23 protein-coding genes are annotated in these 24,520 nt (G+C 72.3%); 7 read left to right on the forward strand and 16 right to left on the reverse strand.

The window, feature by feature from the left end; genetic code table 11:
* Positions 1 to 35: 35 nt before the first annotated feature.
* From CG723_RS25115 to CG723_RS25125, 3 genes are all read right to left on the reverse strand, one after another.
* Entirely contained in the window at positions 36 to 1,547 is a 1,512-nt protein-coding gene (locus CG723_RS25115; protein WP_100595721.1) for a PTS transporter subunit EIIC, read from the reverse strand.
* A 52-nt stretch (positions 1,548 to 1,599) separates the two neighbouring features.
* Entirely contained in the window at positions 1,600 to 2,553 is a 954-nt protein-coding gene (murQ, locus tag CG723_RS25120; protein ID WP_100595722.1) for an N-acetylmuramic acid 6-phosphate etherase, read from the reverse strand.
* A gap of 76 nt (positions 2,554 to 2,629) precedes the next feature.
* Positions 2,630 to 3,550 carry a MurR/RpiR family transcriptional regulator gene (locus CG723_RS25125; RefSeq protein ID WP_100595723.1) on the reverse strand — a complete coding sequence of 307 codons (921 nt, stop codon included), beginning with the start codon at positions 3,548 to 3,550 and terminating at the stop codon, positions 2,630 to 2,632.
* Positions 3,551 to 3,680: 130 nt separating this feature from the next.
* Here CG723_RS25125 and CG723_RS25130 point away from each other — a divergent pair, with 130 nt between their 5' ends.
* A complete protein-coding gene (locus tag CG723_RS25130) occupies positions 3,681 to 4,046 on the forward strand; it encodes a hypothetical protein (RefSeq protein WP_100595724.1) in 366 nt (121 codons plus the stop codon).
* Complete coding sequence (locus CG723_RS25135; RefSeq protein WP_100595725.1) at positions 4,043 to 4,318, forward strand: DUF4031 domain-containing protein; 276 nt, start codon at positions 4,043 to 4,045, stop codon at positions 4,316 to 4,318. Before CG723_RS25130 ends, CG723_RS25135 begins: the two co-directional genes overlap by 4 nt.
* Here the strand turns inward: CG723_RS25135 and CG723_RS25140 are convergent.
* The 4 genes from CG723_RS25140 to CG723_RS25155 form a co-directional block, all read right to left on the reverse strand.
* Positions 4,266 to 5,498 (reverse strand): Cmx/CmrA family chloramphenicol efflux MFS transporter, encoded by a 1,233-nt coding sequence (locus CG723_RS25140; RefSeq protein ID WP_100595726.1) that lies wholly within the window; start codon positions 5,496 to 5,498, stop codon positions 4,266 to 4,268. The genes CG723_RS25135 and CG723_RS25140 overlap by 53 nt on opposite strands.
* Positions 5,499 to 5,616: 118 nt before the next feature.
* On the reverse strand, positions 5,617 to 6,117 hold the full coding sequence (locus tag CG723_RS25145) for a GNAT family N-acetyltransferase (RefSeq protein WP_100595727.1): 501 nt from the start codon (positions 6,115 to 6,117) through the stop codon (positions 5,617 to 5,619).
* A 31-nt stretch (positions 6,118 to 6,148) separates the two neighbouring features.
* Complete coding sequence (locus tag CG723_RS25150; protein WP_100595728.1) at positions 6,149 to 6,799, reverse strand: HD domain-containing protein; 651 nt, start codon at positions 6,797 to 6,799, stop codon at positions 6,149 to 6,151.
* Positions 6,800 to 6,851: 52 nt separating this feature from the next.
* A complete protein-coding gene (locus tag CG723_RS25155; protein ID WP_100595729.1) occupies positions 6,852 to 7,046 on the reverse strand; it encodes a hypothetical protein in 195 nt (64 codons plus the stop codon).
* A gap of 265 nt (positions 7,047 to 7,311) precedes the next feature.
* On the opposite strand from CG723_RS25155, the gene CG723_RS25160 reads away from it, so the two are divergent.
* Complete coding sequence (locus CG723_RS25160; RefSeq protein ID WP_324904398.1) at positions 7,312 to 9,351, forward strand: HelD family protein; 2,040 nt, start codon at positions 7,312 to 7,314, stop codon at positions 9,349 to 9,351.
* Positions 9,352 to 9,358: 7 nt separating this feature from the next.
* Here CG723_RS25160 and CG723_RS25165 read toward each other — a convergent pair whose 3' ends face one another.
* Together CG723_RS25165 and CG723_RS25170 are read right to left on the reverse strand one after the other, a co-directional pair.
* On the reverse strand, positions 9,359 to 10,051 hold the full coding sequence (locus CG723_RS25165) for a copper homeostasis protein CutC (RefSeq protein WP_100595730.1): 693 nt from the start codon (positions 10,049 to 10,051) through the stop codon (positions 9,359 to 9,361).
* Between the two features lie 135 nt (positions 10,052 to 10,186).
* A complete protein-coding gene (locus tag CG723_RS25170) occupies positions 10,187 to 11,140 on the reverse strand; it encodes a hypothetical protein (protein WP_100595731.1) in 954 nt (317 codons plus the stop codon).
* A 182-nt stretch (positions 11,141 to 11,322) separates the two neighbouring features.
* Between CG723_RS25170 and CG723_RS25175 the strand changes: the two genes are divergently transcribed.
* Positions 11,323 to 13,599 carry a heavy metal translocating P-type ATPase gene (locus CG723_RS25175; protein WP_100595732.1) on the forward strand — a complete coding sequence of 759 codons (2,277 nt, stop codon included), beginning with the start codon at positions 11,323 to 11,325 and terminating at the stop codon, positions 13,597 to 13,599.
* A 54-nt stretch (positions 13,600 to 13,653) separates the two neighbouring features.
* Here the strand turns inward: CG723_RS25175 and CG723_RS25180 are convergent, their stop codons facing one another.
* Together CG723_RS25180 and CG723_RS25185 are read right to left on the reverse strand one after the other, a co-directional pair.
* A complete protein-coding gene (locus CG723_RS25180) occupies positions 13,654 to 15,306 on the reverse strand; it encodes a DNA repair helicase XPB (RefSeq protein WP_100595733.1) in 1,653 nt (550 codons plus the stop codon).
* A gap of 118 nt (positions 15,307 to 15,424) precedes the next feature.
* Positions 15,425 to 17,944 carry a helicase C-terminal domain-containing protein gene (locus CG723_RS25185; protein ID WP_100595734.1) on the reverse strand — a complete coding sequence of 840 codons (2,520 nt, stop codon included), beginning with the start codon at positions 17,942 to 17,944 and terminating at the stop codon, positions 15,425 to 15,427.
* Between the two features lie 141 nt (positions 17,945 to 18,085).
* On the opposite strand from CG723_RS25185, the gene CG723_RS25190 reads away from it, so the two are divergent.
* Positions 18,086 to 19,087 carry a hypothetical protein gene (locus tag CG723_RS25190; protein WP_100595735.1) on the forward strand — a complete coding sequence of 334 codons (1,002 nt, stop codon included), beginning with the start codon at positions 18,086 to 18,088 and terminating at the stop codon, positions 19,085 to 19,087.
* A 12-nt stretch (positions 19,088 to 19,099) separates the two neighbouring features.
* Here the strand turns inward: CG723_RS25190 and CG723_RS25195 are convergent, their stop codons facing one another.
* Genes CG723_RS25195 through CG723_RS25210 form a run of 4 tightly spaced genes read right to left on the reverse strand, consistent with a single transcriptional unit; the run spans position 19,100 to position 23,008 of the window.
* Entirely contained in the window at positions 19,100 to 20,077 is a 978-nt protein-coding gene (locus CG723_RS25195; RefSeq protein WP_100595736.1) for an ABC transporter substrate-binding protein, read from the reverse strand.
* Positions 20,074 to 20,937: an ABC transporter ATP-binding protein gene (locus CG723_RS25200; RefSeq protein ID WP_100595737.1), complete on the reverse strand. Its 864-nt coding sequence runs from the start codon at positions 20,935 to 20,937 to the stop codon at positions 20,074 to 20,076. Before CG723_RS25200 ends, CG723_RS25195 begins: the two co-directional genes overlap by 4 nt.
* Entirely contained in the window at positions 20,934 to 21,995 is a 1,062-nt protein-coding gene (locus tag CG723_RS25205; RefSeq protein ID WP_100595738.1) for a FecCD family ABC transporter permease, read from the reverse strand. Before CG723_RS25205 ends, CG723_RS25200 begins: the two co-directional genes overlap by 4 nt.
* Positions 21,992 to 23,008, reverse strand: coding sequence for a FecCD family ABC transporter permease (locus CG723_RS25210; protein WP_100595739.1), 1,017 nt, complete (start codon positions 23,006 to 23,008; stop codon positions 21,992 to 21,994). Before CG723_RS25210 ends, CG723_RS25205 begins: the two co-directional genes overlap by 4 nt.
* 65 nt (positions 23,009 to 23,073) lie before the next feature.
* On the opposite strand from CG723_RS25210, the gene CG723_RS25215 reads away from it, so the two are divergent.
* The gene (locus CG723_RS25215; protein WP_100595740.1) at positions 23,074 to 23,721 is read left to right on the forward strand and encodes an HAD family hydrolase; all 648 of its coding nucleotides are present in this window, start codon (positions 23,074 to 23,076) and stop codon (positions 23,719 to 23,721) included.
* Here the strand turns inward: CG723_RS25215 and CG723_RS25220 are convergent.
* The gene (locus CG723_RS25220) at positions 23,700 to 23,948 is read right to left on the reverse strand and encodes a hypothetical protein (RefSeq protein ID WP_100595741.1); all 249 of its coding nucleotides are present in this window, start codon (positions 23,946 to 23,948) and stop codon (positions 23,700 to 23,702) included. The two genes, CG723_RS25215 and CG723_RS25220, sit on opposite strands and share 22 nt — an antisense overlap.
* A gap of 187 nt (positions 23,949 to 24,135) precedes the next feature.
* Here CG723_RS25220 and CG723_RS48985 point away from each other — a divergent pair, with 187 nt between their 5' ends.
* Positions 24,136 to 24,519 carry a cold-shock protein gene (locus tag CG723_RS48985; RefSeq protein WP_100595742.1) on the forward strand — a complete coding sequence of 128 codons (384 nt, stop codon included), beginning with the start codon at positions 24,136 to 24,138 and terminating at the stop codon, positions 24,517 to 24,519.
* Position 24,520: the final 1 nt, after the last annotated feature.

The raw sequence follows: 24,520 nt of genomic DNA on the forward strand, positions 1-24,520 counted from the left end.
GTGCGGGCCCCGGCTCTCAGGGAGTGAGTGGCCGGTCAGACCTTCGCGGGTTCCTTCGGTTCCTTCGGTTCCGTCGTGCCCGCGGGGGCCGGGGCCGGGGACTCGCCCGCGGCGGCGGCCGGGGAGTCCACGTTCAGATCCACCAGCATCTGCTTGCTGAAGCCGAAGAAGTACGTGGCCACGAAGCCCACGATGTAGCCGACCAGCAGGCCCGCGCCGTAGATCGCGACCGTCGTGCCGAGGCCCTTGTTGCCGTCGAGGAGGGGGAACAGGGCCCAGCCCGAGGGGCCGATCGCCGTCGAGCCGACCTTGTCGCCGATCATCGAGAAGAAGCCGACGAACGCGCCGCCCGCCGCGCCGCCCACGCACGCCGTGATGAACGGGCGGCCGAGGGGGAGCGAGACGCCGTAGATCAGGGGTTCGCCGACGCCGAGGAAGCCTGCGGGGAGCGCGGACTTGATCGTCGTACGGATCGACTTGTTGTGCTTGAGGCGCTTGAACACCGCGATCGCACAGCCGACCTGGCCCGCGCCCGCCATGGCCAGGACGGGGAGGAGGACGGTGTAGCCCTGCTGCTCGATGAGCGTGGTGTGGATGGGGATGAGGGCCTGGTGCAGGCCCAGCATGACCAGGGGGAGGAACAGCCCGCCGAGGATGAGGCCCGCGAAGGCGCCCGTGTTGTCGAGGAGCCAGTTCGCCGCGGTGCCGATGCCCGTGGAGATCTCACCCGCCACGAACATCAGGCCGAAGATCGTGACCAGGCCGGAGACCAGGACGGTGAGGGTGGGCGTGACCAGCACGTCCACGGCCTCCGGGACCCACTTCCTGCACCACTTCTCGATGTACGTCGCGAGAACCGCGGCGCCCAGCGCGCCCAGCACGCCGCCCTGGCCGGGCGACAGCTTCTGGCCGAACGCCTCGATGTTCGCGACGCCCGCGTACACGATGATCGCCGCGACCGCGCCGCCCAGGATCGGCGTACCGCCGAACTCCTTCGCCGCGTTGTAGCCGACGAACACCGCGATCAGCGCCATGAAGCCGGAGGCGATGGCGGCCAGGGCGGGGGTGACGCCCGGCAGCCAGTGCAGGTTGATCAGCAGGCCGTTGATGCCGGCGATGATGCCGCAGCCGATCAGCGCGGGGATCAGCGGCACGAAGATGTTCGCGATCCGGCGCAGGAACAGCTTGAACGGGGTGGCGTTCTTCGCCTTACGGGCCGCCTTCAACTCGGCTCCCTGGGCGGCGAGTTCGTCAGCGGTCACCGCGTGCGGCTCCGGTGCGGCCGTCTTGCCGTCCTGCACCAGCTCCTCGAACTCCGGGGTGACCCGGGCGACCTTTCCCGGTCCGAGGACGATCTGGTACGTCTCGTCGTCGACCACGCCCATGACGTCGGGCAGCGCCTTCAGCGCGTCGTCGTCGACGAGAGCACGGTCGGCGAGGCCGAGACGGAGTCGGGTCATGCAGTGGGCTACGGACGTGACGTTCGATGCGCCGCCGACGAGAGGAAGGATCGCGGCGGCGATGGCGCGGTTCTTGGAGTCAGCCATGGTCGTGGTGCCTTGCTGTGCGTGGGGGGTGGAGCGATACGGGACTGCGGGATTACGGGGTCGTGGCCGAGGCCTGGAGCGCGGCGCGCAGATGACCCTTGCTGTCGGTCAGGAGACGGGCGGCCGTCGGGCCGTCGACCGAGCCGAGGATCACGAGGATGGCGTTCTTCACCTCCCCGTCCGTCGCGGCGAGCGCGGCCTCGATGGCGGCGTCGTCCGCGCCGGTGGCCAGGGCGACGATCCGGCGGGAGCGGGCCCGCAGCTTCTCGTTCGAGGCGCGTACGTCGACCATCAGGTTCCCGTACGTCTTGCCGAGCCGGATCATGGTGATCGTCGACAGCATGTTGAGGACGAGCTTCTGGGCCGTGCCCGCCTTCAAACGGGTGGAACCGGTGAGGAGCTCGGGGCCGACGACGACCTCGATGCCGTGGTCCGCGGCCGCCGCGAGCGCGCTGTCCGCGTTGCAGGACAGGCCGATCGTGAGGGCTCCCCGGCCGCGCGCGTGCTCGACCGCGCCGATCGCGTACGGGGTGCGGCCCGAGGCCGAGATGCCGACCACGACGTCGTCCGCCGTCAGACCCAGCGCGTCCAGGTCCTCGGCCGCGAGCTCCTTGGAGTCCTCGGCGCCCTCGACCGCCTTGACCATGGCGCTCGGGCCGCCCGCGATCAGGCCGACGACCTCGCTCGGGTCGGTGTTGAAGGTGGGCGGGCACTCGGACGCGTCCAGGACGCCGAGCCGGCCCGCCGTGCCGGCGCCGGCGTAGACGAGGCGGCCACCGCGGGCCATCCGCTCGGCCGTGCCGTCGATCGCGGCGGCGATCTGCGGGAGCCGCTCGGCGACGGCGGTGGGGACGCTCGCGTCCTCGCCGTTCATGATCTGCGCGATCTCCACCGTCGACAGCCGGTCGATCTCGGAGAGTTCCGGGCGGAACGCCTCGGTGGTGAGCGTGGCGAGCTGGGCGCGCAGTTCGCTGTAGTTGTCGGCGGCGTCGGTCGTGGAGGTCATGACGTGTGCGGCTCTTTCCGGTGCGGCGGTGGGGTCCGGTGCGGCAGTGGCTTCAGGGGGAGTGCGGGCGCGTCGCCTAGCGGGAGCCGCGCGGCGTGTGACGGTGTGCGAGCGCCTCGTACGAAGCGGACAGTGCCGGGGCCGCCGTCTCGTACGTACGCTGCGCGACGCCCACGAACAGGCAGTCCACGACGAGCAGCTGGCTCGTGCGGGACGACATCGCGGCCGGCCGCAGCTCGCTCTCGCGGGCCGTGGACGTGGTCAGTATGTGGTCGGCGTACTGCGAGACCGGGCCGTCGGGGCGGCCGGTGATCGCGATCGTGGCGGCCCCGTGCTCGAAGGCGACGCGGAGCGGCTCGATCACGTCGCCGGTCGATCCCGAGTGCGTGATGGCGATGGCGACGTCCTTGGCGCGCAGCTGTACGGCGTTGGTGATCGCCAGGTGCGTGTCGCCGTGGGCGTGGGCGATCAGCCCGATGCGCAGGAGCTTCTGGGCGAGGTCCTGGCCGACGAGGCTGGACGCGCCGATGCCGTAGATGTCGATGCGGCGGGCGCCCGCCAGCGCGTTCACGGCCGCGCCGAGCTGCACGGTGTCGAGTCCGGCCGCGGTGTCGGCGAGGGTCTGCTGCTCGTCGTACGCGAGCTTCGCGACGACGTCGGCGATGGGGTCGTCGACCGCTATGTCCGCGGTGACGGCGGGGGCGCGGCCCGACTGCTGCTGGGCGGCGAGCCCGGCGAGGGCGAGGCGCAGGTCCCGGTATCCGGGGTAGCCGAGGAGGCGGGCGGTACGGACCACCGTCGCCTCGCTGGTGCCGGTGAGCTCGGCCAGGCCGGTGACCGTGAGGGCCGCGCAGCCGGCCGGGTCACCGGCGACGGCCTCGGCGACCCGCTGCATGGAGCGGGTCATCGACGGCGCGAGGGTCCGCACCTTGGCCGCGAGGGCGGCCGGGGCGGGCGGCGCGTCGCCTGCGAAAATTTCCTTCACGTTGCTGGTCACATTTGAAAGATATTTTCAGGGGGGTGCGGCGTCAAGAGTCCTTCGGCTGTGCCGTACAGCACGTCTTCCGGGCCCTTCGGCCGTGCTGAGGGGTAGGTGGGCGCGTACGCCGAGGGAGCACAATGGCTACATGGAGATCAGCCCCCTCGAACAGGCGCTGCACGCGGCCCGCGCCCTCGTACTCGCCGACCTCGGCTCCGGCGAGATCGCCCACGCCGACGTCGTGTCCCTCGTCGAGGACTCGATAGTGCACCGCCGCTGGTGGGTCGAGCAGTGGCCGGAAGGGATCGAATACGTCGCCGGGCTCGTCGCGCAGGACGTCCAGGACGGACTCCTCGAACGCTCCGGCCGCTGGCCCCTGTGCCCGGTGTGCGGCTCCGGCGAACCCCACGCCCTCGATGTGGAACCGGAGTTGGGCCCCGACCCGCACTGGGTGTGCAGCGAGGCGGGCGTGGTCGTGGCGCCCGTGGGGTCCCTCGGCACCGTCGCGCGATGACCGTCTACATCGATCCGCCGACCTGGCCCGGGCACGGGCGCATGTGGTCCCACCTGGTCAGCGACGTCTCCTTCGGCGAGCTCCATCTCTTCGCCGAGCTGCTCGGCGTCCCGCCCCGCGCCTTCGAGCGCGACCACTACGACCTGCCGTCGCACCGCTACGAGGACGCGGTGCGGGCCGGGGCCGTGCAGATCGGCTCGAAGGAGCTGGTGCGCAGGCTCACCGAGGCGGGGCTGCGGAGGCCGAAGGGGCGTCCTGCGGTGGGGAGTTGAGGCCCGCCCTGGAGGATGTGGCGATCACCTTCGTGGTCGACCGGTGCATGCGCAGTGACACCGCCGTCGCGCCGATCGCCGTCACCGTCATCGCGGCGCCCGCCCACGCCGTCGCCGGGTAGCCGAGCCCCGCGTCGATCACCGTGCCGCCGAGCCACGGCCCGCCCGTGTTGCCCAGGTTGAACGCCGCCGTCGTCGTCGCCCCCGCGAGCGTGGGGGCCGCGCCCGCCACGTTGAACATGCGGGCGTTCAGCGCCGGCGCCGTATAGAACGCCGAGAAGCCCATCAGGAACGACAGCGCCACCGCCGCCACCGCGAACCCGCCGAGCAGCGCCAGCGCCACCAGGAACACCGTGGACGCCGCGATCCCGCTCAGCAGCACCCCGAAGAGGTGGGCGTCCGCGACCCGGCCACCGACCGTCGTACCCACCAGCGCGCCGACGCCGAAGAGCGCGAGGACCGTCGGGACCCAGCCCTCGTCCAGGCCCGCCACATCCGTGAGCAGCGGTGACAGATAGCTGAACGCGCAGAACACGCCGCCCGCCGCCAGCGCCGTCACCGTGATCGAGAGCCAGACCTGGCGGTCCCGGTAGATCGCCAGCTCGCGCCGCAGCTGCGGCCTCTGCGCCGGGAGCGGGATCCGCGGGATCAGCGTCACCACCCCCACCAGCGCGATCGCCGAGGCCGCGCCCACCGCCCAGAACGCCGCCCGCCAGCCCAGACCGTCACCGAGGAACGCGCCCGCCGGGACGCCCAGCACGTTCGCGATCGACAGACCGCCGATCATCACCGCCATGGCCCTCGCCCGCTGCGTCACCGGCACCAGGCCGATGGCCACCGCCGCGCCCACGGCCCAGAACCCCGCGCAGGCCAGCGCGCTCACGACCCGCGACGCGAACAGGACCGCGTACGTCGGCGCCAGCGCGCCCGCGACCTGGCCCAGGCCGAACACCGAGATCAGCGCGATGAGCGCGGTGCGGCGCGGCAGGCGCAGCGTCGCCACGGCGAGCAGCGGCGCGCCCACCACCATGCCGAGCGCGAAGGCCGATATCAGCAGGCCCGCCTGCGGGATCGTGACGTCCATGTCGTCGGCGATCGCGGGCAGGATGCCCGACAGCATGAACTCGGACGTGCCCAGCGCGAACACCGCCAGGCCCAGGATGTAGACGGCCAGCGGCATGCGGGTGGGGGCGTCCACAGGGGCAGTCGCGGCGGCGTCCGCGGGGTCTTCGGCGGGGTCTTCGGGAGCTTTCCGAGCAGAGTCAGGCATGACGTGACACAACGCGACGCGGCGTTGCTTAAATTCCCAACAGTTCGTATGCGCAGAGGTCCTCTGTCGTCGGAATCCGTACGAAACCGGCCCGCTCCAGTACCCGTTGGGACGGGCCGTTGTCCAGGTCCGTGTTCGCCGTCACCGCGGTGACGGCCGGCTGCGACAGCGCCCATGCCGCTATCGCCCGCACCGCCTCCGTCGCGTAGCCCCGGCCGCGCGCCCCCTCCGTCACGTCGTAGCCGATCTCGACGCGGCCCTCCTCGTCCGGAGCGCTGTGGAAGCCGATCCCGCCGACCGCGCGTCCGTCCTCGGTCCGCACGATCGCGTACGTTCCCCAGCCCTCGCGGTACGTGCCCGCCGCGTGGGCCTTCACCGTGATCCCGGAGCCGGTCCGGGTGCCGTCCGGTGCGTCCCCGTCCAGCCAGGTGAAGCCGCCCGACCCGCTGTCCGCGTTCAGGTCCCTGGCCGACTCCAGGGACAGCTCGTGCAGGCGTACGCGGGCGGCCGCGATGGTGAGGAGTGTCATGGGGCGAGGATGCGGCAGCCGCTCGCGCGGATCAACCGGTTTGGGGAGTCAGCAGGTCAAGCTCCGCCGTGAGGTTCTCGCGGGCCCGCTCCTCCCAGTGCGCAGCGCCGTACGGGGTGCGGAACAGGCGGGGCAGGGCGAGGAGTTGCTGCAGGACAGCTGCGCGGCCCTCGCGGAACGGTTCGTCCGGTACGAAGCCGTACTCCTCCCGGACCGCCGCCGCGTAGGCCGCGTACGCGTCCGGGGCCGCCGCCAGGATCGCCAGGTCCGCGTCGCACAGGACCTCGCCGTTGTGGTCGTCCTCGTCCGGGTCGTGCGTCACCGTGAGCAGGACCAGGCGGCTCACCTCGTCGATCTGCTGATCCGTCAGGCCCGCTTCCGACAGGGCCCGTTCGGCCAGGCGCGCGGAGCGCTCCTCGTTCGTCGAGCGCTCGGGGAGGTACACCGCGTCGTGGAACCAGGCCGCGAGGCGGACCAGGGCCGGGTCGTCGGCGTGGTCCTCCAGTACGTCGATGTGGTCCAGGACCGCCTTGAGGTGCGTCGTCGTGTGGTAGCGGCGCTGTGGCTCCGACCAGCGGGCCAGGAGGTTGTCCGCGTAGGCGTCCGGGGTGGTGGGTGTGGCTGTCGCGTGCTGGGCCGTGGCGAGTGTCTCAGCCCAGGCCTTCCTCAGGTCGTCCCGCATGCGGCGACCCTAGACCCTGCCGGTGAACCTCGTCGGCGGGCCCCGTCGGCACTCACCGGTCCGGGGGTGGCCCGTACGGTCCTGATCGTTTCTGTACGCCGGCCTCCTCGTCGTACTCGCCCAGAAGGATCACGCCGAGCGCCGAGGTCACGATGACCTTGGCCGCTCGCAGGGCGTTTCCGAGGAGGTGGGGGTGGTGGGTCTCCGTGACTGCGGTGGCACCGTGAGTGAACGTCATGGTCGTCATGCCCCCATGGTGGAATACGGGCATTCCGTGCACATCGGTCCGGAGGTGTAGGTTGCGGCGGCGGGCGTGCGTCCTGGGGGTGACTCCGTCCCCCAGGGCCCTCACGGCTCCCCGGAAAACGGGAAATAAATGTGTTGGTCGCGTGTTGGGGCGGGAGTAAGGTGGTCCGCCTTGCCCGCCTCCCTCCGTGGAGCGCCGCCGCCCGGACGGAAACCGGCCGGCTGCCGTGTGTAACCGAACCCCCCGGAGCCCGGAGGCATCGCCCGTGTCCCTCGACGACCCGCTCTCCCGCGAGCGCGCCCACCTCACGTCGTCCCGTTCCGCCCTGCGCGCCATGCGCGAGGACGTGGAATCCCTCAACATCGCCGACGTCACCGCGAACTGGGTGAACGCCGCCGTTCTGCAGCGCCAGATCGACGACCGGATCAAGGCCCTGGCCGATCTGTCGCACACCCCCTTGTTCTTCGGGCGGCTCGACTACCTGCACGCCCCCGGCGCCGACCAGGCGGAAGGGGCCGGCGGGGAGCGGTTCTACATCGGGCGGCGGCATGTTCATGACGCGGCCGGCGATCCGATGGTCATCGACTGGCGCGCCCCCGTCTCGCAGCCCTTCTACCGCGCCTCGAAGAAGGACCCGATGGACGTCGGGCTGCGCCGGCGGTTCGGGTACACGGGCGGGGACCTCACCGCGTACGAGGACGAGCGGCTGTCCGATCCCGCCGAGGCCGAGGTCGTGAGCGCGCTGCTCCAGGCCGAGATCGAGCGCCCCCGCGTCGGGCCCATGCGCGACATCGTTGCCACCATCCAGCCCGAGCAGGACGAGATCGTGCGGAGCGGGCTCTCGGGGTCCGTGTGCGTCCAGGGAGGGCCCGGTACCGGAAAGACCGCCGTCGGCCTCCACCGCGTCGCCTATCTGCTGTACGCCCACCGCGAGCGGCTCGCCCGCACCGGGACCCTGGTCATCGGGCCGAACCGGTCCTTCCTCCACTACATCGAGCAAGTGCTGCCCGCGCTGGGTGAGCTGGAGGTCAAGCAGGCCACCGTCGACGACCTAGTCGCCCATGTGGAGGTGCGGGGCGCCGACGGCGCGGACACCGCCGTGGTCAAGGGCGACGCGCGGATGGCCGAGGTCCTGCGGCGGGCCGTGCGGTCGCACATCACGCTGCCCGTGGAGCCGCTCGTGGTCGTGCGCGGGTCCCGGCGGTGGCGGGTGCCCGCGTACGAACTGGAGGCGATCGTGCGGGAGTTGATGGCGCGCGACATGCGTTACGGCGCCGCCCGCGACGCACTTCCGCAGCGCATCGCCCACGCCGTCCTCGTACAGATGGAGCGGTCGGGAGAGGCGCCCGACGACCGTGTGCAGGACGCCGTGGCCAGGAACGCGGCCGTCAAGGCCGCCGTGAAGGTCCTCTGGCCCGCCGTCGATCCCGCGAAGCTCGTGCTGCGGCTGCTGTCCGACGCCGAGTTCCTCGCCGAGCACGCGGAGGGTGTCCTCAGCGAGGACGAGCAGAAGTGCGTGCTCTGGGAGCGGCCGGCGCGCAGTGTGCGGGCCGCCAAGTGGTCCTCCGCCGACGCCGTGCTGATCGACGAGGTCACCGATCTCGTCGCCCGTACGCACTCCCTCGGGCATGTGGTGCTCGACGAGGCGCAGGACCTCTCGCCGATGCAGTACCGGGCCGTCGGGCGGCGCTGCACCACCGGGTCCGCCACCGTCCTCGGCGACCTCGCGCAGGGCACGACGCCCTGGGCCACGCGCAGCTGGGCCGAGGCGCTGCGGCATCTGGGCAAGGAGGATGCCGTGGTCGAGGAGCTGACCGTCGGATTCCGCGTGCCGCGCGACGTCATCGCGTACGCGTCCCGGCTGCTGCCCCACATCGCGCCCGGACTCGCGCCCGTCTCGTCCGTCCGTGAGAACCCCGGCGCCTTCGAGGTCCGGGAGGCCGCGCGCGGGACCGACGACGTGGTCGCCGCGTGTACCGAGGCGCTGGAGCGGGAGGGGTCCGTGGGTCTCATCGCCGCCGACGCCCGCCTCCCCGCCCTGGCCGCAGCCCTCGCGGACGCCGGGATCACCTACCTGGGCCCCGGCGAGGAGACCACCGCGCAGACCCGTCTCACCCTCGTACCGGCCTCGCTCGCGAAGGGCCTCGAATACGACTACGTGGTCCTCGACGAGCCCGCCGCAGTCGTCGACGGCGAACCCGACGAGCGGACCGGACTGCGGCGTTTGTACGTGGCGCTGACCCGGGCCGTCTCCGGTCTGGTCGTGGTCCACGCCGCGGAGCTGCCGGAGCAGCTGGCGGTGTGACGGCCGCCTAGGGGGTGTCGACCGCCTCGCGCCACGAGCGGACCGCCTCCGTCGACACCGGGGCCGTCCAGCCCCGGGGGCGGGCCGCGCCGCCGATGTGGAAGGCGTCGAGGCCCGCCGCCTTCAGGCGCGGCAGGTGGTCGAGGCGGAGGCCGCCGCCGACCAGGATCTGCTGCTCGTAACCAGGTTCGCCCGAGCGGGCCGCCTCCGCCGCCAGGACGTCGAGCCCGGCGTCCACGCCGTCCGGTGAGCCGGCCGTCAGGTAAGTGTCGAGGCCCGGCGCGTGCGCGAGCTGCTTGCGCAGGCCGGCGCGGTCCGCGGTCCGGTCGATCGCGCGGTGGAACGTCCAGCGGCAGCCGTCCAGCTCAGCCGTGATCCGTTCGACCGCCGCGAGGTCGGGGCCGCCCGCCGGGTCGAGGAAGCCGAGCACGAACTCGTCGGCCCCCTCCGCGCGCAGCCCGCGCGCGGTCTCGGCCAGCGCGTCCAGGTCGCCCGCGGCGAATCCGTCCGCGAGCCGGATCATGACCCGCAGCGAGATGCCGACGGCCGCGCGGATCCGGCCGAACGTCTCGCGCGACGGGGTGAGCCCGTCCGCCGCCATGTCGGTGACCAGCTCCAGGCGGTCGGCGCCGCCCACCTGGGCCGCGACGGCGTCCTCGGCGTCGAGCGCGATCACCTCCAGGACTGCACGCTTGCTCATGGGACCCCTTTGTCGGTTGCGAAGGCGGGTGCGGATACGGTGGCGGCCGGGCTCCAGGGCCTGTCGTCACAACAGGTCCTAGAGGTCTAGTCCAATAGGCCAGACTACGCGCAGACGGCCCGCGCCGACAGACGATCAGTGGCCGTGCCCCTCCGAATGATCACCCGCGCTCTGCCCGGCGTGCACCGTGAATTCCGCCGTGCGCACGGTGCCGTTGTGCTTGAAGTCCAGGAAGAGGCGGTACGTCCCATTGCTGGGCGCCGTCGCCGTGAACGAGACCTCCGGCCCCGGCCCGCCCTTGTTCGGGTGGACGTGGAGATACGCGAGGTCGCCGGAGCGCAGGGCGACCAGATGTCCGTACGAGCCGAGATAGGGCTGGAGGTCGGTGACCGGCCTGCCGTTCTTCGCGACGGTCAGGGTCAGCTCGCTCGCCGAGCCCGCGCCGAGGTCCCCGCCCAGCCGCACCTTGTAGCCGTCGCCGGCGTCGGCGGTGCGCGAGGCTGCCGGGAGGTCTCGGGGTGCGTACTTTCCGGCGACCGACAGGTCCGCCCCCAGGGTGAGGCCCTCCTTCTCCGCCCGCGGGGCGAAGTCGGCGAAGACCCGGTAACCGCCCGCCTTCGGCAGCTCGACCGGCGTCTTCCAGGTGCCGTCCGCCGCGCGGGCCGGGTGCAGATGGCGGTAGACCGTGAGGTCCCGCGAGGCCACGATCAGGTGCAGCTGCTTGCCGTGCTCCGTCCGGTACGCGGTGACCTTGCGGCCCGTGTCGTCCTTCGTGATCGCGAAACTCAGCTCGGTGCGCTCTCCGGCGGCGGCGATGCGCCGGGTCCGCAGGTCGAGCGTGTAACCGCGCTCGGAGATCTGCAGCCCGCCGGGGACGGCGGCGGCCGCGGTGTCCGATGCGCCGTGGCCGGCGTGCCCGTCCTGCATCTCCTCCGTACGTCCTCCCTCCGCATGTCCTCCCTCCGCATGCCCTGCCGTCTTCTGTTCGCCCGCGGCTATGGGGTCGACGCCCTTGCCCACCCCGTACGCGGTGCCGAAGGTCGCGGCGACGGCGGCTGCGAAGGCGGTGATCTTCAGTCCGGTCTTCATGTCGGCTCCTGATGTGCGGACGGTGTCGGTGTCCGGTGACGGATAGCTCGACCATACCCCTGGGGGGTATGAAGTCAAGCGGCGGGAACGCTTGCGCCAGATACCCCCCATGGGTATAGATTGGATCTCGTAAGCGATACCCACCCCGGGTACCGGAGCCAGACCGCAACCGAGGAGGCCTCATGTCGGCGCACCCAGTCGCCACCGCGCCCTCCGCCGCCCAGGCGGCAGAGGTGGAACTCGCCATCGGCGGCATGACCTGCGCCTCGTGCGCCGCCCGGATCGAGAAGAAGCTGAACCGGATGGACGGCGTGGCGGCGACCGTCAACTACGCGACGGAGAAGGCGAAGGTCACCTTCGCCGACGGGGTGGCGGTGGCCGACCTGATCGCGACGGTCGAGGCCACCGGCTACACGGCCCAGGAGCCGTCCGCGACCGACGAGGAGAAGGCCGAGGAGGCGGAATCGCAGGCGTCGGCCGACTCACTCGCGCCGCTCCGGCAGCGACTGGTCACCGCCGTGGTGCTGGCCGTGCCCGTCGTGGCGATGGCGATGATCCCCGCCCTCCAGTTCGAGTACTGGCAGTGGCTGTCCCTCACGCTGACGGCACCCGTCGTGACGTACGCGGCCTGGCCCTTCCACAAGGCCGCCTTCACGAACGCGCGGCACGGCGCCGCGACGATGGACACGCTCATCTCCGTCGGGACGTCGGCCGCGTTCCTCTGGTCGGTGTGGGCGCTCTTCTTCGGAACCGCCGGCATGCCCGGCATGACGCACGCCTTCGAGCTGACCATCGCCCGCAGTGACGGCGCCGGGAACATCTACCTGGAGGCCGCCGCCGGAGTCACCGCCTTCATCCTCGCCGGGCGCTACTTCGAGGCCAGGTCCAAGCGGAAGGCCGGCGCGGCGCTCAAGGCGCTGCTCGAACTCGGGGCCAAGAACGTCACGCTCGTGCGCGAGGGAGGACGTGAAGAGACCGTCCCCGTAGCCGGGTTGAAGGCCGGCGACCGGTTCCTCGTACGGCCCGGCGAGAAGATCGCCACCGACGGCGCAGTGGTCGAGGGCGCTTCCGCCGTCGACGCCTCGATGCTGACCGGCGAGTCCGTGCCGGTGGAGGTCGCAGTCGGGGACGCCGTCACCGGCGCGACGCTGAACGTCGGCGGACGCCTCGTCGTCGAGGCCACCCGAGTCGGCGCGGACACCCAACTCGCCCGTATGGCACGCCTCGTGGAGGACGCGCAGAACGGCAAGGCCGCCGCGCAGCGCCTCGCCGACCGGATCTCCGCCGTGTTCGTGCCGGTCGTCATCGGGCTCGCGCTGGCCACGCTCGGGTTCTGGCTCGGCAACGGTGCCGGCATCACGGCCGCCTTCACCGCGGCCGTCGCCGTCCTCATCATCGCCTGCCCCTGCGCCCTGGGCCTCGCCACACCGACGGCGCTGATGGTCGGCACGGGGCGCGGCGCGCAGCTCGGCATCCTCATCAAGGGCCCGGAGGTCCTGGAGACCACGCGTGCGGTCGACACGATCGTCCTGGACAAGACCGGAACGGTCACGACCGGCCGGATGACACTGCTCGCCATACACGTGGCGGACGGCACGGACACGGGTGAAGTCCTGCGTGTCGCGGGGGCGTTGGAGCACTCCTCGGAGCACCCGATCGCGCAGGCCATCGCGGACGGGGCCCGCGAGAAGGTGGGCGAGCTCGGCGCCGTCGAGGACTTCGCGAACCTTCCCGGGCTCGGCGTGCAGGGCATCGTGGACGGCCACGCCGTACTCGTCGGCCGCGAAAAGCTCCTCGCCGAGTGGGAGATCCGGCTGCCGGTGGAGCTGGAGCGCGCCAAGGCGGAGGCCGAGGCGGCGGGGCGCACGGCCGTCGCGGTGGCCTGGGACGGAGAGGCCAGGGCGGTCCTCGAAGTCGCGGACGCGGTGAAGGAGACCAGCGCGGAAGCGGTACGGCGACTGCGGGGCCTCGGCCTGACACCCATCCTCCTCACCGGCGACAACGAAGCCGTGGCGCGTTCGGTGGCCGCCGAGGTCGGCATCGACGAGGTGATCGCGGAGGTCATGCCGCAGGACAAGGTCGACGTGGTGAAGAGGCTTCAGGGCGAAGGGCGTTCCGTGGCCATGGTCGGCGACGGCGTCAACGACGCGGCGGCCCTGGCGCAGGCCGACCTGGGGCTCGCGATGGGCACGGGCACGGACGCGGCGATCGAGGCCGGCGACCTGACGCTGGTCCGGGGCGACCTGAGGGCGGCGGCCGACGCGATCCGCCTGTCCCGGCGGACGCTGGGGACGATCCGCACCAACCTGTTCTGGGCGTTCGCCTACAACGTCGGCGCGCTGCCGCTGGCCGCGGCGGGCCTTCTGAACCCGATGATCGCGGGCGCGGCGATGGCGTTCTCGTCGGTGTTCGTCGTGGGCAACAGCCTGCGCCTGAGGAACTTCAGGCCGCAGTCGTAGGAATAAGCAACAGGGCCCGTCCACACACGGTGGACGGGCCCTGCTTGCTGCTGGTCAGCTGCCCTGCTCGCCCGCGAGGAGTTCGTCCGCGTCGACGATCCGGTACGCGTAGCCCTGCTCGGCGAGGAAGCGCTGGCGGTGGGCCGCGAAGTCCTGGTCGATGGTGTCGCGGGCGACGACGGAGTAGAAGCGGGCCTCGTGCCCGTCGGCCTTCGGGCGCAGGACCCGGCCGAGGCGCTGGGCCTCCTCCTGCCGGGACCCGAAGGTGCCGGACACCTGGATCGCGACCGTGGCCTCGGGCAGGTCGATCGAGAAGTTGGCGACCTTGGACACGACGAGAACGGAGATCTCGCCGTTGCGGAACGCGTCGAACAGCTTCTCGCGCTGGGCGTTGCTGGTCTCGCCCTTGATGACGGGGGCGTCCAGATGTTCGCCCAGCTCGTCGAGCTGGTCGATGTACTGCCCGATGACGAGGGTCTGCTCACCCTGGTGCTTGCGCACGAGGGCCTCCGTCACCTTCCGCTTGGTCGCGGTGGTGGCGCAGAAGCGGTACTTCTCCTCGGCCTCCGCGGTCGCGTAGGCGAGCCGCTCGCTGTCGGTCAGATTGACGCGCACCTCGACACAGTCGGCGGGCGCGATGTAGCCCTGGGCCTCGATCTCCTTCCACGGAGCGTCGAAGCGCTTGGGGCCGATCAGCGAGAAGACGTCCGACTCGCGCCCGTCCTCACGCACCAGCGTCGCGGTGAGGCCGAGGCGCCGCCGGGCCTGGAGGTCGGCGGTGAACTTGAAGACGGGCGCGGGCAGCAGATGCACCTCGTCATAGATCACGAGCCCCCAGTCGCGGGAGTCGAAGAGCTCCAGATGCGGATAGATGCCCTTCCGCTTCGTGGTCAGCACCTGATACGTGGCGATGGTGACGGGCCGGATCTCCTTCTTCGTCCCGCTGTACTCGCCGATCTCGTCCTCGGTCAGGCTCGTCCGCTTGACCAGCTCGTGCTTCCACTGCCGGGCGGAGACCGTGTTGGTGACGAGGATGAGCGTCGTCGCCTTGGCCTCGGCCATCGCGCCGGCGCCCACCAGCGTCTTACCGGCGCCACAGGGCAGCACGACCACGCCGGACCCGCCGTGCCAGAAGCCCTCGACGGCCTGCTTCTGGTACGGGCGCAGCGCCCAGCCGTCCTCCGCGAGATCGATCTGGTGCGCCTCGCCGTCCACGTAACCGGCGAGGTCCTCGGCGGGCCACCCCAGCTTGAGGAGCGTCTGCTTGATCTGGCCGCGCTCCGAGGGGTGCACGGCGACGGTGTCGGCGTCGATGCGGGCGCCGACCAGCGGGGCCACGCGCTTGGAACGGAGGATCTCCTCGAGTACCGGCCGGTCCGTGGTGGTCAGGACGAGGCCGTGCGCCGGGTGCTTGGACAGCGTGAGACGCCCGTACCGGTCCATGGTCTCGGCGATGTCGACCAGGAGCGCGTGCGGGACGGGGTAGCGGCTGTACTCGACGAGGGCGTCCACGACCTGCTCGGCGTCGTGGCCGGCGGCCCGCGCGTTCCACAGCCCGAGAGGCGTCAGCCGGTAGGTGTGGATGTGCTCCGGGGCGCGCTCCAGCTCGGCGAAGGGCGCGATGGCACGACGGCAGGCGTCGGCCTGGTCGTGGTCGACCTCCAGGAGCAGCGTCTTGTCACTCTGGACGATGAGCGGTCCGTTCACGTGTATCCCTTCCACCGCGCTCCGCGAGGCGCGGGGCCAAACGTCCAGTGTGCCGCATGACGCGTACGAACCGCGTACGGTCGGCCGCCGACGGGACGTGGGGGCACGGACCCCGGCGTCAGGCCTCGGCCTCCAGCTCGGCCACCCCGGTCACCCGGTGCAGCGGATACGTCCGCACCTCGTCCGCCGTGTGGTCGTACGCGGTGACGAACCCGCCCTCGACCCGGATCGGGGCGATCACGCGCTGGCTGGCGGAGCCCTCCGCGTTCACATAGCCGATCCACACGGCCTCACCCGTCAGCACGGCCGCCTGCATCGTGGCCAGCGTGTCCGCCGCGCTGGTGCGGGGAAGCGCCCCGCTCTGCTCGCCCGGCGCGTGCTTGCGCGGCGTCGTGGAGGCGAGGTCGCCCGCGCGGATCGCGCGCACGGCGGCGGTCAGGAGCGTGCCGTCCGGGACGGGCGGCCCCTCCGGGACGGGCTCGGGGGCGCTGCGCGGCGGAGTGCGGCGGGCGTGGGCGCGGGTGATCAGCACATCGCCCTCGGGACTCTCCGCGGCGGGCGCGAACCCCATCTGCCGCAGGCCCTCCAGGAGCGCCGCGGGGTCGGCCTGCGCGGCGAGGACGGTCGGCGCGAGCCGCCGCAGGCGCAGGGCGGCGGAGCGCTTGTCGGCGAGGATCTCGCCCAGGAGTACGTCGTCGTCGCAGCGCACGTACGCGGAGGCGGCGCCGATGCGCAGATGCCCGTGCTTACGGGCCACGTCGTCGATGAGGTACGCGAGGGGCTGCGGGACGGGCGTACGGGAGTGCGTGTTCAGGAAGTCGTGCAGGTCGGAGGCGGTGCGGCCGGAGTCGAGTGCGCGCCGTACGGACCCGGGCGTGAACCGGTAGACGGTCGCGCCGCCCTTGGACTCCACGTCGGCGAGGACGGAGAGCGCCTCGGCGAGGGGCCGTTCCAGGGGCCCGGGGGCGACCGCGGTCAGGTCGGCCTGAAGAAGGACATGGTCCAGCGGCTCGGGCAGCAGCGGAGCGAGCAGAGCGACGGCGGCAGCCTCCGCAGCAGTCGTCACACCGCCCTCAAGAAGTGCCCGCCCGTGCTCGGACAGGGCACCCCGACCCGTGAAGCCGAGCAGCTCCGCCTCCGTGAGGGTCCACCGGGCGATGCGGGCGCGCAGGTCGTCGGGGTCACCGGCCTCGTCGGAGGAGGCGGCGGCGCCGCGCAGAGGCCGCTCCCAGCGGAGCCGGGCGAGGAGGGTCTCGGGGTCGGGGGAGGCGCCTTCGGGCAGCTCGGAGAGGAGCGCGAGCACGCGGCGGCGGACCTCCGGAGCGGCGGAGCGGTCGAGGTGCGGCCCGAGCACGGAGAGGGTGCGCCCGGCCGCGGAGACGGCGACGGCGCCGTCGCGCCCGCCGACCAGGCCGGAGGTGCGGGTGGCGGGGAGCCAGGCGGCGACGAGCCGCGCCCAGCGGTCGGCGGCGGGCTGCTCCAGCCAGTTGTCGTAGGCGGGCGTCGCGGCGTACTGCTCGTCGGCCTCGCCGTCGGACGCGATGAGCCCGGCGGCGTAGGCGAGTTCGACCCAGAACGCGGCGAGGGGCTCGGTGGTGTCGAGGGCGGCGGCGGTGCGCTTGAGGTCGCGCACGCTGAGCCCGCCGGCGCGGAGAACGGCGGGCCCGCCCTCGTCCCAGTCCTTGAGCAACTCCTCGACGGTGGCGAGCGCGGTGTAGGCCTGCCCGGCGCCGGTCGCGTTCACGACGGTGGGGCGGTGGGTGGCGGCGGGTTCGACGGCGGGGGGTACGGGTTCCAGGGCGCGGTGGGCGCGTCCGCCGCGCAGGTGGAGGGCGGCCTCGCGGGGCAGCACGACGGTCCCCGGGGCGGTCGGCAGGAGGAGTCCGCGGTCGAGGAGCCAGCGCAGATGGGCGGCGGGCTCGGCGGTGACCTGGCCGTAGGGCGGGCCCCAGACGAGCCGGGAGAGGACCTCGACGGCGTCCGCGGGCGCCTCGTCGAGGAGGGCCGACATGCGCGGCCGGTCGGTGAAGAGCGCGGTCAGCGAGGCGACGGCGGAGACCGGGTCGTGCGTGGAGGCGAGGCCCGCGGCCGTCACGATCTCCTGGACACGGCCGGGGGACATGCCCGAGGTGGCCTCGGCGACGGTGGGGCCGAGGCCGGTGGGGGAGGGCCGCTGAGGCGCGGGGGCGAGCAGTTCACGGGCGGTGCGCACGAGGCGGAGCCGGTCGTCGGGCCCCCAGAGCAGGGCCTGTTCGCGCAGGGCGGCGACGGCGTGCGGCAGAGCGGCGGAGACCGTACGGGCGTCCACGCCCGCGTCGTCCCCCTCGTCCCCGGCGAGCAGAGCGAGGAGGGTGCCGTACGTGGCGGGGTCCGGGGCGACGGCCAGCGCCTCCGCGGTCTGGAGCGTGAAGCGGTCCAGGTGCTCGAGCGCACGGATCACGGAGGCGCGGGTGCCCGCACGGGTGGCGAGCTGCGTGAGGTCGCCGGGAACAGGGTTGAGCAGATCGGGGCGGGCGCGCAGGAGTGCGCCGAGGGAGGCGTCGTCGCGGGCGCGCAACGCCTCGGCGAGAGACCGGGGGGCCGTACTCCCCGCCCCGCTTCCGTCCCCGGCGGCGCGGTCCGGCTCGTGAGTGCTCATCCGGGCCACGGTAGCGCCTGACCGGCCCGCCGGGCGGCGGCCCCGCTGGGCCCGGAAGAGGCCCCCGGTGCCGCTCCGGGCACGGTAACGTCGTAAAACGGGTGAACGAACCGTCAACACCACCACCCCGGAGGGGACTTCGTGGGGATCGAGAGCGATCAGCTCGTCTTCGACTATCTGAGCCGGGTCGGCGACCTGGCTCAGCAGCGTCAGCTGCCCTCCGGCACGCGGATGCGCCTGGTGTCGGAGCTGCGCAACGAGATCGAGACGCGGCGCGCGAAAACGACGGTGGACAGCCCGGCTGCGGTGCGCCGGATCCTGGAGCGCCTCGGCACGCCGGACGAGGTGGTGACGGGCGCGGGCAGGGGCCGAGGTCCGGCGGAGCCGGAGGCACCGCGGGCGGCGGTGCCCGTGCAGAGGTCGAAGGAGCAGCGGCCCAAGGAGCCCCGCCCGAAGGGCCTTCGGCGGATCGTGCCGGGCCCGCGCGCGGAGCCGCAGGAGGACGAAGAGGTGCGGGACGCGCCGTCGCCGCCGCATCTGGCGGGGACGGACGAGCTGGGGGAGCCTGGTTCGGAGCCGGACTGGTGGCGCGTGGACAGCAGCCCGTTCGGCGTTGCGGACACCGTGCCGGGATTCGTGGGCGGCGTCGAGATTCCGGAGATACTCAAGCCGCCGGGCAAGGACGACCCGCGCCTGCCCAAGGCACGCAGGGCCACGGCCGCGCCGGAGGCCGAACTCCCGGACGACGAGCCGGAGACGGGCACGGAGAAGACGTCCCGGGGGCGCCGCCTCCGGTCCCTGCCCGGCCGGCCGAACCCGCTCCTGCTGCTCGCCGCCGCGCTCCTCGTGGCCGGCGCGGTCATGGGCAACTGGTTCGCGCTGGGCCTCGGATGGATCATCGCGTACGCGTCGCGGCGCCTCAGCGAGGGCGAGTCGAAGGTGGCCGTGCTGTGGCTGCCGGGGCTCGCGGTGACGGCCGGGCTCGTGTGGCTGTGGGGCCGCAACACCGGGCGGTGGGGCGAGCCGATCGCGGACGGGCGGATGAGCGACGCGATCGGCACGACGTGGCCATGGGTGGTGCGGGGTGCGGCCGTCGCCTCCGCGCTCTTCGTGGTGTGGAGATCGCAGCGGCAACGGCCTTGAAGAGAGAGGCTGTCAGGCGGTCAGGTCCTTCTGGAACTCGTCGAGGATCTGGTGCGCCGCGGTGTAGCCGATGCCCGCGATCCACAGGTTGTCGTCGACCTTGAAGACCTTGCCGTCCTCGGACGCCCTGAGGTTCTTCCACAGGCCGCTCTTCATCGTCTCCGTCGCCTTGGCCTTGCTCGGGTCGCCGTAGGTCGAGGTGAAGATGACGTCCGCGTCCGCGAGGTCGATCTTCTCGGGGCTCACGTCGTACGAGAATCCGTCCTTGGCCTTGTCGGTGATGGCGGGGCGGCCGACGCCGAGGTCGGCGAGGATCGAGCCGATGTAGTTCTGCTTGCCGTAAATGCGGATGTCGGCGCCCTCGACGAAGCGGACGAAGTTGATGTCCGTCGCGGCGGCCTTCTCCTTGCCGCCGATCGCGGTGGTCACCTTCGCGACGTGCGCGTCGTAGTCGGCGATGACCTTCTTCGCCGCGGCCTTCCTGCCGAGCGCGTCGGCGTGGACCTGGAAGTTCTCCTTCCAGGCGGTGCCGGTGGACTCCGTCATCACGGTCGGGGCGATGGCGCTGAGCTGCTTGTAGCGGGCGCCGTCGCGGACCTTGCTGGTGAGGATGAGGTCGGGCTTGAGGGCGGCGACGGCCTCCATGTTGGGGTTGGCGATCTCGCCGACCTCCTTGATGCCCTTCACCTCGTCTCCGGGCAGGTAGGACGGGAAGCCCGCCTCCGTCGCCGCGTGCGTCGCCCCGACGGGCTTCACGCCGAGGGTGAGCGCGGAGTCGAGCTCGCCGGTGTCCAGGACGACGACGCGCGTGGGGTGTTCGGGCACCTTCACGTCACCCATCGCCGTACTGACCGTGTGTGTCTTCGGGGATGCCGCGGCAGCCGCGTCGGAGCCGGAGTCCCCGTCGGACGAGCCGCAGGCGGTCAGGGCCAGCGCGCCGGTCAGGACGAGTGCTCCGGCGGTGAGGGCGCGGTGGTCGCTGCGGGTCATGAGGCTGCCTTCCGGGAGAGGGAGTCGGACGGGGCGGCGGGCCGGGCAACGGACCGTTCGCCGGGCCGGGCGTCGGCCTGCCAGGGCGCGCCGGGCACGATCAGCGGGGAGCCGGTCACCGGGTCGGGGACGACCACGCAGTCCAGGCCGAACACCTCCCGTACGAGGTCCGCCGTGACGACCTCGGCGGGCGGGCCCTCGGCGACGATGCGGCCGGACTTCATGGCGACGAGGTGGTCGGCGTAGCGCGCCGCCTGGTTGAGGTCGTGCAGGACGAGGACGACGGTGCGGTCCTTGTCGTGGTTCAACTGGCGTAGGAGGTCGAGGACTTCGACCTGGTGGGCGATGTCGAGATACGTCGTCGGCTCGTCGAGGAGCAGCAGTTCGGTCTCCTGGGCGAGCGCCATGGCGATCCAGACGCGCTGGCGCTGGCCGCCGGAGAGCTCGTCGACGGAGCGGTCGGCGAGAGCCGCGACGTCGGTGCGTTCCATGGCCTCGGTGACGGCGCGCTCGTCGGCGTCGGACCACTGCTGCCACCAGTGCTGGTGGGGCTGGCGGCCGCGGGCCACGAGGTCGGCCACGGTGATCGCCTCGGGCGCCACGGGCGTCTGCGGCAGCAGCCCGATCTGCTGGGCGATCTTCTTGGTGGGCAGCTTGGTGAGCGCTTCACCGTCGAGGAGCACGGAGCCGCTCTTCGGCTTGAGGAGCCGGCCGAGGGCGCGCAGCGTGGTCGACTTGCCGCAGGCGTTGGGTCCGACGATGACGGTGACGCGGCCGTCGGGGACGGCGAGGTCGAGGTCGTGGACGACGGTGCGGTCCTCGTAGGCGAGGGTGAGCGCGCTGGTGCTGAGCCGGGTCACCGGTTTCCTCCCGTGCGGCTGCGGATGATGAGCCAGATCAGGTACGGCGCCCCGACGGCGGCCGTGAGGACACCCACCGGGAGTTCGGTGGGGGAGAACAGGCGCCGGGCCAGCAGGTCGGCCACGACGACGATGAACGCGCCCAGGAGCGCCGAGCACAGGAGCGGGATCTGGGCGGTGCGGGTCACCCGGCGGGCGATCTGCGGGGCCAGGAGCGCGACGAAGTCGACGGGCCCTGCGGCGCCGGTCGCCACGGACGCGAGGACGACGCCGAGCAGGACGAGGCCGAGGCGTACGCGGCCGAGGCGGACGCCGAGCGCGGTCGCCGTGTCGTCGTCCATGGCCACGGTGCGCTGGACGCGCGCGGCCCACGCGACGAACGGGACGAGGACGAGGAGGGTCCAGCCGAGCGGGGCGGCCTCCGCCCAGCCGCGGCCGTTGAGCGAGCCCGTCATCCAGATCTGTGCCTGCTGGGCGACGAGGTAGTCGCCCTTCGTCATGAAGAGCGTCGTCACCGACCGCAGCGCGATGGCGAAGCCGATGCCGATGAGGACGAAGCGCGTCGCGTGGAGCCCGCCGCGCCAGGCGAAGGCGTACACGAGGAGCGCCGCGAGGAGGCCGCCGAGTACGGAGAGGTAGGGCAGGACCGCGTACGACGTGACGCCGAACGTCATCGCGCCGACGGTCAGCGCGCTCGCGCCCTGGCTGATGCCGATGATGTCGGGGGACGCGAGGGGGTTGCGGGCGACGGTCTGGATGAGGGCGCCCGCGGCGCCGAACGCGGCGCCGACGAGGAGGCCGACGACCATGCGGGGGGCGCGCAGCGTGCCGACGACGAGTTCGTCCGGCGACGGCCGGCCGGTGATGACCCTGAGGACTTCGCCGGGGGCGATGAACGACTCGCCGACGCAGAGGTAGGCGAGGCAGGCGGCCGCGAGGAGGACCACGAGGGACGCGGCGGCGACGGCGGCCCTGCGGTGCAGGAGGAACGCGGCGCCGCCCGCCCGGACGACGGAGTACCCGGCGGGGCGGACCCGGGGCGCGGTGGTCGTACTCATGCGGGGACCGCCTTGCGCCGGACCAGGGTGACGAGGAACGGGACGCCGATCAGCGCGGTCATCACACCCGCGGGGACCTCGCTCGGCGGGAAGACGACGCGGCCCACGGTGTCGGAGACGAGGAGCATGACGGGGCCGATGAGGGCCGCCATCGGCAGGACCCAGCGGTGGTCGCTGCCCACGACGGCGCGGGCTATGTGCGGGACGGCCAGGCCGATGAAGGCGATCGGTCCGGCGGCGGCGACGCCGACGCCGGTGAGGACCGTCGCGCCGAGGCCGCCGACGATCCGTACGGTCGCGACCCGCTGGCCGAGACCCTTGGCGACGTCCTCGCCGAGCGCGAGCGCGTCGAGCCCGCGCGCGACGGACAGCACGAGGAGCACGCCGACGACGAGGAACGGCCAGATCTGGCCCACGATGTGCGCGTCCCTGCCGGACAGCGAGCCCACCTGCCAGAACCTGAACTCGTCCATGGCGGACGCCTTCGTGGTGAGGACGGCCGTGGTGACGGAGACCAGGAGCGCGTTGATCGCGGCGCCCCCGAGCGCGAGTTTCACCGGCGTCGCGCCGCCGCGCCCGCTGGAGGCGATGGCGTAGACGGCGACGGACGCGAGCGCGGCGCCCGCGAACGCGAACCAGACGTAGCCGGTGAGCGTGTGGATGCCGGCGAACGCGATCGCGAGGACGACGCCGACGGACGCGCCCTGGCTGATGCCGAGGATCCCGGGGTCGGCGATGGGGTTGCGGGTGATGCCCTGGAGGACGGTCCCGGCGAGGGCGAGCGCGGCGCCCACCATCAGGCCGACCAGCGTGCGCGGCAGCCGCAGGCCCCTGATGACCTCGGCGTCGTCGCTGTGGCCGCCGTGCACGAGCGCGTCGAGGACCGCTGACGGGGCGATCGCGCGAGCGCCCACGGCGAGGCTGAACAGGACCGCGAGAACGAGGGCCACGAGCGCGGCCGCCGTCCAGACGATGCGTCGCCGCACGGCGGGGGCGGCTGAGATCTGACCCATGGACCAATCCGAGGTTGGTAAGGCTTAGCTAAGCGGCAATCGTACGCCCATGCACAATGGCTCCCATGGGTGCATACGAGAGCGCGAACGGATCAGCTTCGGGACCGACGGTCGGCTTCGACCTCGACATGACGCTGATCGACTCACGGCCGGGAATCAGGGACACATGGCTGGAACTCGCCCAGCGCACCGGCGCGCAGCTCGACGCCGATCTGATCGTGACGCGGCTCGGCCCGCCGCTGGAGCAGGAGCTCGCGTACTGGTTCCCCGAGGAGCGGATCCCGGAGATGGCCGACCTGTACCGGGAGCTCTACCCGGCGCACGCGATCACCGGGACGTACGCGATGCCGGGCGTGCACGAGGCCGTCGCCGCGGTGCACGAGGCGGGCGGCAGGGCGATCGTCGTGACGGCGAAGTACGAGCCCAGCGCGAAGCTCCACCTGGAACACCTGGACATCGCCGCCGACGAGGTCATCGGCAATCTGTGGGCCGAGGGCAAGGCGACGGCGCTGCGCGAGCACGGCGCGTCCGTGTACGTCGGTGACCACACCGGCGACGTGCGCGGCGCCCGTGCCGCCGAGGCGCTGTCCGTCGCGGTGACGACCGGGCCGTGCGACGCGGCGGAGCTGCGCGAGGCCGGCGCGGACGTGGTGCTCGCGGATCTGACGGAGTTCCCCGCCTGGCTGGAGGCCTACGTCGCCGAGCGGGCCTGACGGCGCTGCACGGCGATCCCGCGCAGCACTCCGGCCGCGGAGATCAGGAAGCCGACGCCCATCAGCATGCACACCGCGTAGGCGACGGGCGGGAACGGGTCGGTTCCGAGGAACAGAGGGGCCATGGTGGCCAGGGTGGCCACGGCTCCGACGATGAAGACGATGCCGCCGGCCTTGACGAGGCGGTCGCCGGGTCCTGCGGAATTCGCTTGGGTTTTGTCACGCACCCGACCAGGGTAGTTCCCAGCGCGAAGGAACAATCCGGGTTCCTCGGGCCGTCTTGTCACCGGCTCCTGGACCATTAGCCTGGTGCCGGCGGGTCGGGCGGCCCGCTGCAGTGCTATCCAGAGCCGTTTTCAGCGCCGTTCTTCATCGCTCGGAACGGCATGACGAGTACGAGGACGAGGACTTCACGTGCCTACCGGCAAGGTCAAGTGGTTCAACAGCGAGAAGGGCTTCGGCTTCCTCTCCCGCGACGACGGCGGCGACGTCTTCGTACATTCCTCCGTACTTCCCGACGGCGTGGACGCTCTCAAGCCGGGCCAGCGTGTCGAGTTCGGCGTCGTCGCGGGACAGCGCGGTGACCAGGCGCTCTCCGTGACGATCCTCGATCCGACCCCGTCCGTGGCCGCGGCACAGCGCCGCAAGCCGGACGAACTGGCCTCGATCGTCCAGGACTTGACGACGCTCCTCGAGAACATCACGCCGATGCTGGAGAAGGGCCGCTACCCGGACAAGGCCTCCGGCGCGAAAATCGCGGGCCTGCTGCGGGCGGTGGCCGACCAGTTGGACGTCTGAC

It is taken from the genome of Streptomyces sp. CB01635, assembly GCF_002803065.1.
Taxonomy (GTDB): Bacteria; Actinomycetota; Actinomycetes; order Streptomycetales; family Streptomycetaceae; genus Streptomyces.

Coding starts and splice junctions, on each gene's coding strand:
- CG723_RS25215 (WP_100595740.1), top strand. CDS start 23,074: ATGGGTGCATACGAGAGCGCGAACGGATCAGCTTCGGGACCGACGGTC.
- CG723_RS25170 (WP_100595731.1), bottom strand. CDS start 11,140: ATGAAGACCGGACTGAAGATCACCGCCTTCGCAGCCGCCGTCGCCGCG.
- CG723_RS25155 (WP_100595729.1), bottom strand. CDS start 7,046: ATGACGACCATGACGTTCACTCACGGTGCCACCGCAGTCACGGAGACC.
- CG723_RS25145 (WP_100595727.1), bottom strand. CDS start 6,117: ATGACACTCCTCACCATCGCGGCCGCCCGCGTACGCCTGCACGAGCTG.
- CG723_RS25150 (WP_100595728.1), bottom strand. CDS start 6,799: ATGCGGGACGACCTGAGGAAGGCCTGGGCTGAGACACTCGCCACGGCC.
- CG723_RS25175 (WP_100595732.1), top strand. CDS start 11,323: ATGTCGGCGCACCCAGTCGCCACCGCGCCCTCCGCCGCCCAGGCGGCA.
- CG723_RS25185 (WP_100595734.1), bottom strand. CDS start 17,944: ATGAGCACTCACGAGCCGGACCGCGCCGCCGGGGACGGAAGCGGGGCG.
- CG723_RS25135 (WP_100595725.1), top strand. CDS start 4,043: ATGACCGTCTACATCGATCCGCCGACCTGGCCCGGGCACGGGCGCATG.
- CG723_RS25130 (WP_100595724.1), top strand. CDS start 3,681: ATGGAGATCAGCCCCCTCGAACAGGCGCTGCACGCGGCCCGCGCCCTC.
- CG723_RS25140 (WP_100595726.1), bottom strand. CDS start 5,498: ATGCCGCTGGCCGTCTACATCCTGGGCCTGGCGGTGTTCGCGCTGGGC.
- murQ (WP_100595722.1), bottom strand. CDS start 2,553: ATGACCTCCACGACCGACGCCGCCGACAACTACAGCGAACTGCGCGCC.
- CG723_RS25165 (WP_100595730.1), bottom strand. CDS start 10,051: ATGAGCAAGCGTGCAGTCCTGGAGGTGATCGCGCTCGACGCCGAGGAC.
- CG723_RS25210 (WP_100595739.1), bottom strand. CDS start 23,008: ATGGGTCAGATCTCAGCCGCCCCCGCCGTGCGGCGACGCATCGTCTGG.
- CG723_RS25205 (WP_100595738.1), bottom strand. CDS start 21,995: ATGAGTACGACCACCGCGCCCCGGGTCCGCCCCGCCGGGTACTCCGTC.
- CG723_RS25195 (WP_100595736.1), bottom strand. CDS start 20,077: ATGACCCGCAGCGACCACCGCGCCCTCACCGCCGGAGCACTCGTCCTG.
- CG723_RS25115 (WP_100595721.1), bottom strand. CDS start 1,547: ATGGCTGACTCCAAGAACCGCGCCATCGCCGCCGCGATCCTTCCTCTC.